The following is a 13,573-nucleotide window of genomic DNA, read 5'->3' as shown; positions in this document are numbered from 1 at the left end:
CCGGTGCCCTGCCGGACCTCCGGCAGGGCACCGGCCTTAGTAGGCCTTGGTCGAGCGTTTGCCCTGGGAGTCCACGCCGACGGCGGCGGCCTGCGCCTCAGCGACCCTGTCCACCGAGTCCCGCAGTTCCGGCCAGTTTTCGGTGGCAGCGCGGACGGCATCCGGCACAAGGCGCAGGTTAGCGGCGGAGAGCGCCCGTTCTGCGTCGCCGGGCTCCGGGACGAGCTGCCCCTTGGACAGGACGGTGATGCCGGACTCCGTGACCTTGAAGCCGCGGGCGCGGTCGAGTTCGGCGTCGAGGCCGATCGCGGCCCCGGCCGGAACCTTGACGTTCTTGTCGAGGATGGCGCGCCTGATCACAGCACCCTCGCCGACATTGACCTTGTCCATGAGCACCGAATCCAGGACCCGGCTGGATGTGCCGACGTACACATCGTTGGAGAGCACTGAGCCCTCCACGATGCCGCCCGAGACGACGACGCCGTTGGCCACGATGGAATCGAGGGCGCTGCCCACGGTGTTGGATTTGCCGCGGACAAACTTGGCCGGCGGGGAGACGCTCTGGCGGGTGTAGATCGGCCACTCGGAGTTGTAGAGGTTGAACACCGGCACAGGGGAGATGAGGTCCATGTGGGCGTCGTAGAACGAGTCAATGGTGCCGACGTCGCGCCAGTAGGTGCGGTCCCGTTCGGTGGACCCGGGAATGTCGTTGAGCGTGAAGTCGTAGACGCCGGCCTCACCCTGGGAGACAAAATAGGGGATGATGTCCCCGCCCATGTCGTGCTTGGTGTCGAGGCGCTCGGCGTCAACGTGCAGGGCTTCGACGAGGGCATCGGCGTTGAACACGTAATTGCCCATGGAGGCCAGGAACTGGCTCGGGTCGGCCGCGAGGCCGGGCGTCGAGGACGGCTTCTCGACGAAGGCGGAAATCTTGTCCGGATTTTCGGGGTCGGTTTCGATCACGCCGAACTGGTCCGCCATGTGCAGCGGCTGGCGGACGGCGGCTACCGTCGCCTTGGCCCCGCTGGCTACGTGCTGCGCCACCATCTGGGAGAAGTCCATGCGGTAGACGTGGTCTGCGCCCACCACGACGACGATGTCGGGGTTGGCGTCGTGGATCAGGTTCAGAGACTGATAGATGGCGTTGGCACTCCCCAGGAACCAGCTCTTGCCGACCCGCTGCTGGGCCGGAACGGAGGCCACGTAGTTGCCTAATTGGGTCGACAAGCGCCACGTTTCAGAAATGTGCCGGTCCAGGCTGTGCGACTTGTATTGCGTCAGCACCACAATTTGCAAATAACGCGAATTCACAAGATTTGAAAGGGCAAAGTCAATGAGCCGGTAGCTTCCGGCAAACGGCACGCCCGGCTTGGCCCGGTCCGCCGTCAATGGCATGAGCCGGTTTCCCTCGCCACCTGCGAGGACAATTGCCAAGACTTTCTTTTGCTGCGGCATGGTTATCGCTCCTGAACGCCTTCGTTACTCCCCAAAACAGTCCGGCATGCCCGAACGTCTTCACACTAGATCAGTTCCACCGTAACGACTACCTTGGTGCATGTGCGAATAGACATTGTGACCAAAGAATTCCCGCCGGAAATCTACGGCGGCGCCGGAGTCCATGTGGCCGAGCTCAGTAGAGTCCTGGCCCAACGTGTGGACCTACAGGTGCGTGCCTTCGGCGCGCCCCGCGAGCCCGGGTACCACGGAGCGACGGTCACGTCCTACTCCGTGCCCGAAGACCTGGGCTCCGCCAACGCCGCCATCCAGACCCTCGGGGTGGATCTTAGGATCGTTCCGGACATTGCCGGCGCGGACCTGGTGCACTCCCACACCTGGTACGCCAACATGGCAGGACACATTGCGTCCCTGCTCCACGGCATTCCCCATGTGCTCAGCGCCCACAGCCTGGAACCGCTGCGCCCGTGGAAGGCCGAACAGCTCGGCGGCGGCTACGCGGTGTCTTCCTGGGTGGAAAAGACCGCCTACGAGGCCGCCGCCGCCATCATCGCCGTTTCGGAAGGCATGCGGCAGGACATCCTGCGCAGCTATCCGGAGGTGGACCCGGCCAAGGTCAAGGTGGTCCACAACGGCATTGACGTCAGCTTGTGGAACCGGGACGAGGGCGAGGACGTGGTCCGGGCGCTCGGGATCGACCCCTCGCTGCCGAGCGTCGTGTTTGTCGGCCGCAACACCCGGCAAAAGGGCGTTCCCTACCTCCTCCGTGCCGCCGCCAAACTGCCGGCCAATGTCCAGCTGGTGCTGTGCCTCGGCGCAGCCGATACTCCAGAGCTGGCGGCCGAGACCGCGCGCCTCATCGAGGAGCTGCAGAGCAAGCGCACGGGCGTGATCGTGGTGGAACGGATGCTGCCCCGCAACGAGCTCATCCAGGTCCTCAGCCACGCCACGGCGTTCGCCTGCCCGTCGATCTACGAGCCGCTGGGCATCGTGAACCTTGAAGCCATGGCCTGCGGTGCCGCCGTGGTGGCCAGCGCCACCGGCGGTATCCCGGAGGTTGTCGATCACGGCGTGACCGGGCTGCTCGTGGAGCTCGAACAGGTCACCGACGGCACGGGCACCCCGCTCGACCCGGAAAAGTTTGTCACCGAGTTCGCCGCCGCCTTGACCGAGGTGGTGTCCGATCCCGCCCGGGCCCGGGCCATGGGGGAAGCGGGCCGGCGCCGGGCGGAGGAGCACTTCTCCTGGGAATCGATCACAGAGACCACGCTGGAGGTCTACCGTTCGGTCCTTCCGGGCCCGGCCTCCTGACCAGCAGTCCTCCAGACAGAGATATGGACTCAGGCAAGGACTGCTGAACACCCGACGGCGCCGCCCCCTCAACGGGGAGCGGCGCCGTCGTGCGTTAGTGGCTTCGCCGGATGATGGTGCCGCTGAAAGCTCAGGCGCGCGCGGCCTTGGACTGCAGCGTGGTGCGGGCGAGCAGGATCTTCTCATCCACGGGCGCCTGGCCGCTGGCCCGCTGCTTCCGGAAGTAGTCCCGGGCCTCGTCCTGCCGGATCCTTTCCGCCCCGGTCGAGATTTCCGCGCGGAGATGCTCAGGTCCGTAGCCGAACGCGTCCACAAGGTCGACGGCATGCGGCCGGATCTTCACGAGGAGCCGGTTGATGTACTCGCCCACGGTGCGCCCGCGCTGCATCGACAACCGGCCGTTCATCAGGTACCAGGACAGGTTCTTCTCGATGAGCGACAGGCCGAAGAGATCACGCAGCCAGGTCAGGACCTTGTGCGTACCGGGGTCGGTGACGTTGCCGAGGGCTTCGGTAAAGGCCTCCCACTGCAGCAGCTCGGCGTGCGCCTGTGCGGCTTCGATGAGCTCGTGCTGGTGTGCGTTGAACAGGGCGGCGCCCTGCCGCTGCGGGAGCCTGTTGGCCCCCTTGAGCGCCGCGCCGACCTGCGCAACCATGGCCTGGACCCGGTCGGTCAGGAGGGCGCGCTGGCTTGATTCGTCGCGGATGGCGATCGCGGCCTTCTGCACGGAGCCGGAATCGGCCATGAACTGGGCCACCTGGCGCAGGCCGCTGCGGTGCAGCGCAGTGCCCGTCGCCTGGGACACGACGTAGCGGGCCAGGACACCGACGTTGGCGTTGCGGAACTCCTTGGCGTAGTCCGCGAGCAGGCGCTTGGCGACGAGCTGCAGCAGGACCGTGTTGTCGCCTTCGAAGGTCACATAGACATCCAGGTCCGCGCGGAGCGACGCGAAGCGGTTCTCGATCAGGAAGCCGGCACCGCCGCAGGCCTCGCGGCATTCCTGCAGCGTGTCCAGGGCATGCCAGGTGCTGAGCGGCTTGAGCGCCGCGGCCAGGGTCTCGAGGTCCTGCCGGTCCTCGTCGGTGTCGTGCCGGCCGGAGAAAACGTCGTCGAACTTCTCGAGCAGCTGCTCGTGCGCGAAGCTGGCCGCGTAAGTGGTGGCGAGCCGGGTGAAGAGCCTGCGCTGGTGCCGCTGGTAGTCCAGCAGGACCTCCTCGTCGGTCTGGGAGGAGGCGTTGAACTGCCGGCGCTCGGTGGCGTACTGGATGGCGGTCTTCAGCGCGAGCTTGGAGGCGGCCACGGCGGCACCGTCGAGCGAGACCCTGCCCTGGACGAGGGTGCCGAGCATGGTGAAGAAACGCCGGCCCGGGCTGGCGATGGGGGAGGTGTAGTTGCCCTCGGCATCGACGTCGCCGTAGCGGTTGAGCAGGTTGGTGCGCGGGATGCGGAAATTCGCGAAGTGGAGCCGGCCGTTGTCGATGCCGTTCAGGCCGCCCTTGACGCCGTCGTCCTCGCCGCCGATCCCGGGCAGGAATTCCTTGGTGTCGGGGTCGCGCAGATCCAGGTAGAAAGCGTGCACGCCGTGGTTGACGCCCTTGGTCAGGAGCTGGGCGAAGACGACCGCGCCCAGGCCGTCGATCGCGGCGTTGCCGATGTAATCCTTCCACGCGGCCCGGAACGGCGTGTGGATCACGAATTCCTCGGTGGCCGGGTCGTAGGTGGCCGTGGTGGCGATGCTGGCGACGTCCGAGCCGTGCCCGGTCTCGGTCATGGCAAAACAGCCGGGAATTGCCAGGCTCATGATGCCCGGCAGCCACTTGCGGTGGTGGTCCTCGGTGCCCAGGTGCATGACGGCGGAACCGAAGAGGCCCCACTGCACGCCGGCCTTGATCTGCAGGGAAGGATCGGCGGTGACCAGTTCCTCGAAGCCTGCAATGTTGCCGCCATGGTCATCGTTGCCGCCAAGCGCGGACGGGAAGGCCCGGTGGACGGCTTCGTGGCGCACGAGGTGCTCCAGCTGCCCGAAGGCACGCCGGCGGTGTTCGGTGTGGGTCAGGCCTTCGATCTTGTGCAGTTCCGGCTGGCCGGACACCGCGCGGGCGTGCCGGCGAACGTCGGCCCATTTGCCCAACAGTTGCTCGCCAAGGGCTGCGACGTCGACGGCGGGCTGCTCCGGAGCGCCGGGCCGGCCGGCTGCCGGTGTTGTGCTGCGTCCGGGCTCGGTGCCGGCGGTACGGTCGGCGAGTTCAGTCATGTCGATTCCTTCTTTGGTTCTGACAATTCAGTGCTAAGGCCTCAGGTCCGGGGTCTCGGCTGCGAGGCCGGGGGCCCGGGTGTCGGTGCTAGGAGGTGCCGCGGTCCGGCACAGGGTCCGCCCCCGCCGGGGGCGGCGTCTGCAGTTCGGGAGCGATCCCGAAGCAGAGCCAGTCCGTAATCTGCCGTGCCATGGCCTCCTGGTCCGGCTTGGCGGGTCCCGGCGGGCTGGCGAGCCACTGCTCTCCGGCGTTCCGCACCAGCCCGATCGCGGCGTTGGGCCAGTAGCCGATCACGGCTTCCTTGTCCTGGCCGCCGCCCAGGTGGCTGCGCATGGGCCGGGCGATCATGTCGCTGATGGCGGCGAAGAAGTGGCTCAGCGCCCCGGCGGTGGAGACGGACGGACCCGCCGTGTCTGCGTCGCCGTGGCCGTGGCGAGTCACGAACGTATAGACGTTCGGGCTGGTCTCGGCCATCTGCAGGTAGGCCGAGACCATGGCGAACAGGCCCTCGCGCGGTGTCTGGGCGCTCTGGGCGGCCTCCTGGATCCGGCGCTGCATCTGGCCCAGCACCACCTCGCCCACGGCCTGCTGGAGACCGGCTTTGTCACCAAAATAGCGGTAGAACACGGACTTTGACGTTCCCGCGGCTACGGCGATGTCTTCCATGGAAGCGTCGCTGCCCAGGGCGTGCACCGCCTTCCGGGCTGACTTGATGAGCTCCCGCCGCCGTTCCTCGCGGTGGGACTGCCACCGCGAGGAACGGCCGTCGACGCCGGACGGCCCACCGGGGGTGCCGGAGGGGGCGCCCGACGCGCCGCTTGACGGGGTGTTTGGCGGGGTGCTGGACCGGGGGCCGGCGCCCCTGGCGGCGGCCTTGCCGCTGGCCGTGGTGGCGTCCGGCGGACTAGCGTGGGGGATGTTCACGATACCCAGCGTATCAGGTACGCTGGGTATCGGTAACCGCTTTGATCGAAGGAGACAGCCCATGTCCGTCAACGGACAGTCAGTACCCGGCCCGCAGGAACCGACCGCCGCCACGCAGCTCCGCAAAGCCGTGGTTGTGGGCGGCAACCGCATACCGTTTGCCCGGACCGGCGGCGCCTACACCAAGTCCTCCAACCAGGACATGCTCACCGCCGCCCTGGACGGACTCATCGCCCGCTTTGGCCTCCAGGATGAGCGGATCGGGGAAGTCGCCGCCGGAGCCGTCCTTAAGCACTCCCGCGACTTCAACCTCACCCGGGAAGCAGTCCTCGGCTCGGCCCTCTCCGCCGAGACCCCCGCGTATGACCTCCAGCAGGCATGCGCCACCGGCCTGGAGACAGTCCTCGGCCTGGCCAACAAGATCAAGCTGGGCCAGATCGAGTCGGCGATCGCCGGCGGCGTCGACTCGGCCTCGGATGCCCCCATCGCCGTCAGCGAAGGGCTCCGCGAGGTGCTCCTGGACCTGAATCGGGCGAAGACGGTATCCCGGAAGCTGCAGGTTCTCAGCCGGCTCCGGCCCAAGGACCTGGCCCCCGATGCCCCGAACACGGGGGAGCCGCGCACCGGGCTGTCAATGGGCGAGCACCAGGCGCTGACCACCGCGCAGTGGAAGATCACCCGGGAGGCCCAGGACGAGCTCGCCTTCAACAGCCACAAGAATCTTGCCGCGGCCTACGACGCCGGCTTCTTCGACGACCTCTTGACGCCCTACCGGGGCCTGAGCCGCGACTCCAATCTGCGGGCCGACACGAGCCTGGAGAAACTGGCGACGCTCAAGCCGGTCTTCGGCAAGAACCTTGGCGCCGAGGCGACGATGACGGCCGGCAATTCCACCCCGCTGACGGACGGCGCCTCCACCGTGCTGCTCGCCTCCGAGGAATGGGCCGATGCCCACGACCTCCCCAAGCTCGCCGCCGTGGTTGACGGCGAAGCGGCCGCCGTGGACTTTGTCCATGGCAAGGACGGGCTGCTCATGGCACCGGCCTTCGCGGTGCCGCGGCTGCTCGCACGCCACAACCTCACCCTTGAGGACTTCGACTTCTTCGAGATCCACGAGGCCTTCGCCGGGACGGTGCTGAGCACCCTTGCCGCGTGGGAGGACGAGGAATTCGGCCGCACCCGCCTGGGCCTGGACGGCGCCTTCGGCAGCATTGACCGGTCCAAACTGAACGTCAACGGCTCTTCGCTGGCTGCCGGGCACCCGTTCGCTGCCACGGGCGGCCGGATCGTGGCGTCGCTGGCGAAGATGCTGCATGCCAAGGGTCAGGCCGACGGCCGCCCGGCGCGCGGGCTTGTGTCCATCTGCGCCGCCGGCGGCCAGGGCGTCGTCGCAATTCTCGAAGCACTCTAAGGGGAACCCGATGACCGACACATACACCCGGTTCGTCAGCCACGGACCCGGCCGGGACATTGCCAAGCGGCTCGGGCTCCCGCAGCCGGTGGCCCTCCGGCGGTACCGGCCCGGTGCCCCCCTGATCGAGGGGCCGGTCCTGGTTCAGGGCTCCACCAGCGGCGCCGACAGCCTGGCCGCGGCCCTCCTGGCCTGGAACCTCGACGTCCGGCGCCACGCGATCCCGAAGGAGAAGCTCGGCGCCATCATCCTGGTGCTGGACGAGTTGGCCCGTCCCGAGGACCTGGAGCACCCGGTCCTCACGGCGGCCACCTCGCTGCGCGACCTGGCCCCGAATGCCCGTGTCATCACAGTGTCCCGTACGGCGGACTCCGCGGTGGAGCCGGCGACGGCGGCGGCCCGGCACGGCGTGGACGGTCTCTTGCGGTCGCTGGCGAAGGAACTGCGCGCGGGCGCCACAGGGAACGGCATCCTGCTCGCCGCCGGCGCCGACACCACCAGCCCCGGGACGCTGGGGGCGTTGCGGTTCTTCCTGTCCGGCCGCTCGGCGTTCGTGGACGGGCAGTTCCTGACCGTCACCTCCGGTGCGGGGCAGCTGCCCGATGACGTCGAGAAGCCGCTGGCCGGCAAGGTGGCAGTGGTGACGGGCGCCGCCCGGGGCATCGGGGCAGCGATCGCCCGCACCCTGTACCGCGACGGCGCCACGCTCATCCTCGTCGACATCCCGGCTGCGGGCGACCATCTCGCGGCCGTGGCCAACGAGGTCCACGGCACGGCCCTGCAGCTGGATATCAGCCGCAGCGACGCCGGCCAGCGGATCATTGACCACGCCGTGGCACGCCACGGCCGGCTGGACATCGTGATCCACAACGCCGGAATCACCCGTGACAAGCTCCTGGCCAATATGGATGCGGGCCGCTGGAACTCCGTCATCGCGGTCAACATCGCCGCGCAGTTGCGGATCAATGACGCCCTCCTGGCCTCGGAGCACTTCCGCGACTCGCCGCGGATCGTCTCCGTGGCCTCCACAAGCGGGATCGCCGGAAACCGCGGCCAGACCAACTATGCCGCGTCCAAGGGCGGCGTGATCGGCATGGTCCGCGCCACGGTGCCGCTCATCGGCGAGCGCGGCGGGTCCATCAACGCCGTCGCTCCCGGCTTCATCGAAACGGAGATGACCGCGCGGATCCCCTTCGCCACCCGCGAAATCGCGCGCCGGCTCAATTCCCTGCAGCAGGGCGGTCGGCCGGGGGACGTCGCCGAGGCCATCGCGTTCCTTGCCAGCGACGCCGCCGGCGGGATTTCCGGAGAGGTGCTGCGCGTCTGCGGGCAGAATTTGGTGGGCGCATGAGCAGTTCCCAGACCGTCATCCTTGGGGAGATGCCGGCCCTGTCCAAGCTCTACGTCAACGCGGCGGCCACCGCGGCGCGGCGGCGGGTCCTGGGCACCCACGGCGGCACCGAACTGCCGCCTTACACCCACGAAGTCCGCGGCGTGCGGGCCGACGTCACCAACCTGACCGCCTACCAGCACCTGATCGGTGAGACCGCGAGCGATGTCCTGCCCGCCGGGTTCATCCATGCGCTGGCGTTTCCGCTGGCCATGAGCGTGATGAACCGGGACGACTTTCCGTTGCCGCTGCTGGGCATGATCCACCTGAGCAACACGGTGGTGCAGTCCGCGCCGGTGCTGTTCACCGAGGCTCTGGACATCCGTGCCCGGGTGGACAACCTGCGTGGACACAGGGCCGGCACCCAGCTTGATGTCGTGGCGGAGGTCCGGGCCGCCGGGCAAGAAGAAGTCCGCTGGCGCGGGGTCTCGACCTACCTGGCCAAGGGCGTGTTCCTGCCCGGGATCGACAAGCCGTCGGTGCCGGTAACGCCGCCGCCGTTCTCGGCACCGGATCCGACGGCGATCTGGCAGTTGGGCGTCGACACCGGGCGCGCCTACGCGGCCGTGTCCGGCGACTTCAATCCCATTCACCTAAGCGTCCTGACGGCCAAGGCCATGGGGCTGCGCCGGTCCCTCGCCCATGGCATGTACCTCGCGTCGCGCGCGCTGGCGGACGTCGGTGCCGTCAAGGGGGACTCGTTCAGCTGGGAGGTGGCCTTCGAGGCGCCGGTCTTCCTGCCGGCCCGCGTGGCGCTGGACATCAGCACCGTTCAGGCCGGCGGCGGGGCATGGGAGCGCTCCGACTATGTGGCGTGGAACCCGTTGTCCGGGCGGCGGCACTTCAGCGGCTCCGTCGCGGCGCTGTCCTAGCCGGTAGCCGGCCAGGAATGACGGCGGCGCCCGCCCCCCGCACGGGGACGGACGCCGCCGTCATGGTCCGGGCGTTTGGCCGGAGTATCCGTGTGTCAGTCGCTGGCCGCGGAGGACTTCACGACCCGCAGCATCCGGTGCAGGCTCATCAGGATCGACTCGACTGCGCTGGGGGCGTCGGTGGCCGTTTCCTCGGCGCCGATCCGTCCCGTCAGCGCCTTGACGGCAGAGTCGGCCGCTTCAATCCGCTCCGACTGCTCTTCGGGGTTCTCCTCCTCGATCGAGCGCAGGATGTCAGCCACGGCGGACATGGCGTCGGCAAGCGGCTCGGTATATTCATCCGGCACCACAAAGGGTGTGTCCTTGGCCCAGATGACATCGGACAGCACCTGCGTCACGTCCTGGACGTGGAAGGTCACCCGCTCAAGATCCCGCAGGTTGCGGTAATCCAGTTCGATGTCACGAGGGTGGAGCCGGCGCCGGGGATTCGCCCGCCGGCTGGCGTCCGCCTTCTCCACGGCCAGCCGTACGGAGCGCGCGGAGGCTTCGAGCGAGTCGGACCGCTTGGACCAGTCCTCGTGTTCCGGCGGCCAGCTCTCCTTGAGCGCCGTCGCCATGTCCCGGAGCTGCTGGGCGAGTGCCAGGCGAAGTTCCGCGATGCTGAGCTCGGCGGCCCGGAAGTGCAGGGGCGGGAAGACCAGCAGGTTCACAATGATGCCCACCGTGACTCCGACGCCCATCTGGAAGAGGTACCCGAAGGAGAACGTGTCCGGGTTGTGGCCGCCCACGAGCAGGACCAGAAGCGCCGCCGTCGGGATCCAGTCCCGGCCTGCGCCGATCTTCGGAAGTCCGGCCAGGACAACACCAAAGGCCATCACGATCCCGACTGTCAGCGGTGAGGGGCTGCCGAGGATGAAAAGCACAAAGGCCAGTCCAATCCCTATCGCCAGCCCCGCGAGCGTCTGCACTCCCTGCTTCATGGACCCGGCGACGTTCTCGTACATCGCCACCAGAGCGCCCAGCGGAGCGTAATAGGGGTAGTCGGCCGCGGAGCCGGGCATTAGCGGGGCGATGGCAAAGGCCACGCCCGCGGCCAGTCCTGCCTTCATGGCCAGCTGCAGCCGTGGCCACAGCAGCGCCGAGGACACGTTGCCGGCCACGATCCGCCAGAGCCGCCGGAACACGGAGGGGCCTCCGGTGTGCGTTGCCTCGTCTGTCGTAGTCATCCCGGCTCACCCTAGGCTGGAGATGTTGCTGCGACAAATGGACGAACCCCGGCAGGACAGTGTTTTCCGGTCAGGCTGCGCCGCGTCCCGGGGTGACCTCTTCTCCGGGGCGCACCGGTCCGGGCGGCGTGCCGTCGCCGAACGGCCGGCCGCCCAGTGCTTCGCGGCCGTGGGCGGAGAGCCAGTTGCCCAGCTCCGGTCCGCGCGGGACAACGCCGGTGGGGTTGATGTCCTCGTGGACGATGTAGTAGTGCTGTTTGATCTGCACGAAGTCGGTGGTGTCCCCGAAGCCGGGGGTCTGGAAGAGGTCACGGGCGTAGGCCCACAGCACCGGCATCTCGCTGAGCTTCTGCCGGTTGCACTTGAAGTGCCCGTGGTACACGGCGTCGAAGCGCGCCAGGGTCGTGAAGAGCCGGACGTCTGCCTCGGTGATGGTGTCGCCCACGAGGTACCGTTGCCCGCCAAGGCGCTCCTCAAGCCAGTCGAGGGCCGTCCATAGCCGGTCGTAGGCGGCGTCGTAGGCTTCCTGGGAACCGGCAAAGCCGCACCGGTAGACGCCGTTGTTCACTTCCGTGAAGACGCGCTTGTTGACGGCGTCCATTTCTTCCCGCAGATGTTCCGGGTATAGCTCCGGTGCGCCGGGGCGGTGGTACTGCGCCCATTCCGTGGAGAAGTCGAGGGTGATCTGGGGGAAGTTGTTGGTCACGACCTGCCCGGTGGGGACGTCCACGATCGCCGGGACCGTGATCCCGCGGGGGTAGCCGGGGAAGCGGCGGAAGTAGGCGTCCTGGATGCGTTCGATCCCGAGGACCGGATCCTTGCGGTCCGGGTCGAGGTCAAAGGTCCAGGACCGGGCATCGTGGGTGGGGCCGGGCTGGCCGAGCGAGATGACGTCCTCCAGGCCCAGGAGCCGGCGCACGATCACCGTGCGGTTGGCCCACGGGCAGGCACGTGCTGCGATGAGCCGGTAACGCCCAGGCTCGACGGGCCAGCCGGGTTCGCCGTTGCGGCCGGGGGCTCCGTCCCGGGTGATCCGGTCCTCGATGTAGTTGGTGTCGCGGGTGAATTCCGCGCCGCCGGTCACGTACGCGCCTTTGGTGCTGAATCCGGGGTCGTCGGTGTGGGTAGTCTGGCTCATGGTCCCAGCCTACGGCGGGGAAATGACGTGTCCGAACAAGGCCGTGAACACCGGCGCCATCGGCTGCCACGCAAACCACCAGGCGACGGCCACCACGGCCGCGAAGAGGGTAATCCACACCGCGGCAGGGACCGAGGTGGCCCGGGCCAGCAGATAGGCGTCCGACGTCGTGAGCCTGTCACGGTGCCGGAGATGGACGTTTGCCAGTTTAACGAGGTCCCTGACGGCGGCGACCAGGAGCGCCAGGCCCAGCACGATCATGACGTGCCCGTTGAACACCGGCGGCACAAACAGCACCAGGAGCGCCGCGGCCAGCACGGCGGCGGCGGTGATGAGCAGGCCCGTGCCGTTGCGGAGGAACAGGAAGGACGCCAGGAGGATCACGGTTCCCACGGACATCGCCGCAGGTCCCCAGCCGTTGAAACCGCACCAGACCATCACGGCGCCAACGACCGCGGGCACGGGGTAGCCCCAGAAGGTGGACCAGGCTGCGGAGGCACGGCTCCTGCTGAACGTCGTGGTGGTGCCGGAGTGATCCAGGCCCAGACGAATACCGCCGAGCCGCTGTCCGGTGGTGAGGGCGGCAAAGGCATGGCCGAGTTCGTGGGTCACCGTGGCGAGCAGTCCAAAGTAGCGCCAGGTGAGGCGGGGCAGGGACACGGCCACGGCCAGCAGGATCACCACGGCGAGCTCGGTGCTGGTCACGTGCGGGCTGGGGGCGTGGCCGAATCCGGCCACGATCCGCTCCCACCATGTCTGGGCCAGGTTCGGTTCCCCGGCCACGAGAAACCGGGTCATAGCCTGCCCGAGGCGTGCTGAGGGATCCGGTAACGTTCGTCGTCAACCATAGGGTGCAAGGCTAGCGCGGACGCTGCGACGGCGTCGAAACGGATCCGGGTCAAGGCCGGGTGCGGCCGTGCCTTACACACGCGGCGGGGCGGACGAACGGGCCGAAAGACCCGTCCGCACGGAGATCCGTGTCCGTAAGGTGGAATCCGACCATCAATCCTGCCCAGCCAGGAGTCACTATGGACAATCCGGACGCCGCGGCCGCAACGCCGCGGAACACGCTGCCCGGGGACGCGGCCGATGAAGTCCGTGCCCTCGAGGCGGTCGAAAGCCATCACACGGCGATGCTCAAGCGCCTCGTCGCCCTGACCGACGCTCTCATCCACGCCGTGACGGCGGGCAAGACCGTCGCCGAGCACGATGCCCACGAGGTCCTCGTGGAGTGGTGCGAAACCGACCTCCTCCCGCATGCGGTCGCCGAGGAGGGCCCGCTGTACGGGGGAGCGGAAGGCACGCCGGAGGCCCGGCTCCTCGTCGCGGCCCTGCTGGCCGAGCATCAGGCGATAGCTGGAGCGATCGACCAATTGCGCGGAGCCGGTGGCGTGGACGCCGCCGTCGCGGCCGGCACCCTGAGGGGCCTCTTCGCCGTGCACCTGGAGAAGGAGAACCGTCTCCTGCTGCCGTTCCTTGTGGAGCACCCGGACCTGTCGCTGGCGGCCGCCGTCGAGGGGCTCGAAGAACTAGTAGGTGAATCCCACATCCATGGAGGGGGCGCGGGCCGCGGGGGCAGCGTCTAGAGTGG

11 protein-coding genes are annotated in these 13,573 nt (G+C 68.3%); 5 read left to right on the top strand and 6 right to left on the bottom strand.

What is annotated here, in order from left to right; translation table 11 throughout:
- Positions 1 to 36: 36 nt before the first annotated feature.
- Complete coding sequence (glgC, locus tag ACVWYS_RS09030; protein ID WP_425547244.1) at positions 37 to 1,455, bottom strand: glucose-1-phosphate adenylyltransferase; 1,419 nt, start codon at positions 1,453 to 1,455, stop codon at positions 37 to 39.
- Between the two features lie 102 nt (positions 1,456 to 1,557).
- Between glgC and glgA the strand changes: the two genes are divergently transcribed.
- Entirely contained in the window at positions 1,558 to 2,766 is a 1,209-nt protein-coding gene (gene glgA, locus ACVWYS_RS09025) for a glycogen synthase (protein WP_116765907.1), read from the top strand.
- Between the two features lie 130 nt (positions 2,767 to 2,896).
- Here the strand turns inward: glgA and ACVWYS_RS09020 are convergent, their stop codons facing one another.
- Complete coding sequence (locus ACVWYS_RS09020) at positions 2,897 to 5,020, bottom strand: acyl-CoA dehydrogenase family protein (protein ID WP_456509608.1); 2,124 nt, start codon at positions 5,018 to 5,020, stop codon at positions 2,897 to 2,899.
- 88 nt (positions 5,021 to 5,108) lie between these two features.
- Positions 5,109 to 5,939 (bottom strand): TetR family transcriptional regulator, encoded by an 831-nt coding sequence (locus tag ACVWYS_RS09015; RefSeq protein WP_456509037.1) that lies wholly within the window; start codon positions 5,937 to 5,939, stop codon positions 5,109 to 5,111.
- 67 nt (positions 5,940 to 6,006) lie between these two features.
- Between ACVWYS_RS09015 and ACVWYS_RS09010 the strand changes: the two genes are divergently transcribed.
- Genes ACVWYS_RS09010 through ACVWYS_RS09000 form a run of 3 tightly spaced genes read left to right on the top strand, consistent with a single transcriptional unit; the run spans position 6,007 to position 9,618 of the window.
- Positions 6,007 to 7,356, top strand: a complete 1,350-nt coding sequence (locus tag ACVWYS_RS09010; protein ID WP_344367707.1) for an acetyl-CoA C-acetyltransferase — start codon at positions 6,007 to 6,009, stop codon at positions 7,354 to 7,356.
- Positions 7,357 to 7,366: 10 nt separating this feature from the next.
- Positions 7,367 to 8,707: a 3-oxoacyl-ACP reductase gene (locus ACVWYS_RS09005; protein ID WP_344367706.1), complete on the top strand. Its 1,341-nt coding sequence runs from the start codon at positions 7,367 to 7,369 to the stop codon at positions 8,705 to 8,707.
- The gene (locus tag ACVWYS_RS09000) at positions 8,704 to 9,618 is read left to right on the top strand and encodes a MaoC/PaaZ C-terminal domain-containing protein (protein ID WP_456509607.1); all 915 of its coding nucleotides are present in this window, start codon (positions 8,704 to 8,706) and stop codon (positions 9,616 to 9,618) included. Before ACVWYS_RS09005 ends, ACVWYS_RS09000 begins: the two co-directional genes overlap by 4 nt.
- Before the next feature lie 95 nt (positions 9,619 to 9,713).
- Here the strand turns inward: ACVWYS_RS09000 and ACVWYS_RS08995 are convergent, their stop codons facing one another.
- The 3 genes from ACVWYS_RS08995 to ACVWYS_RS08985 all read right to left on the bottom strand — a co-directional run bounded on the left by ACVWYS_RS08995 (position 9,714) and on the right by ACVWYS_RS08985 (position 12,780).
- On the bottom strand, positions 9,714 to 10,727 hold the full coding sequence (locus tag ACVWYS_RS08995) for an FUSC family protein (protein WP_456510282.1): 1,014 nt from the start codon (positions 10,725 to 10,727) through the stop codon (positions 9,714 to 9,716).
- A 187-nt stretch (positions 10,728 to 10,914) separates the two neighbouring features.
- Positions 10,915 to 11,982 carry a glutathione S-transferase family protein gene (locus ACVWYS_RS08990; protein ID WP_456509606.1) on the bottom strand — a complete coding sequence of 356 codons (1,068 nt, stop codon included), beginning with the start codon at positions 11,980 to 11,982 and terminating at the stop codon, positions 10,915 to 10,917.
- A gap of 9 nt (positions 11,983 to 11,991) precedes the next feature.
- On the bottom strand, positions 11,992 to 12,780 hold the full coding sequence (locus ACVWYS_RS08985) for a M50 family metallopeptidase (protein WP_456509605.1): 789 nt from the start codon (positions 12,778 to 12,780) through the stop codon (positions 11,992 to 11,994).
- A gap of 230 nt (positions 12,781 to 13,010) precedes the next feature.
- On the opposite strand from ACVWYS_RS08985, the gene ACVWYS_RS08980 reads away from it, so the two are divergent.
- Positions 13,011 to 13,568, top strand: coding sequence for a hemerythrin domain-containing protein (locus tag ACVWYS_RS08980; RefSeq protein ID WP_456506516.1), 558 nt, complete (start codon positions 13,011 to 13,013; stop codon positions 13,566 to 13,568).
- The last annotated feature ends 5 nt before the right edge of the window (positions 13,569 to 13,573 follow it).

It is taken from the genome of Arthrobacter sp. TE12231 (assembly GCF_054062895.1).
Note: the sequence above shows the minus strand (reverse complement) of the source record. Positions and strands in the feature narration are given on the sequence as shown.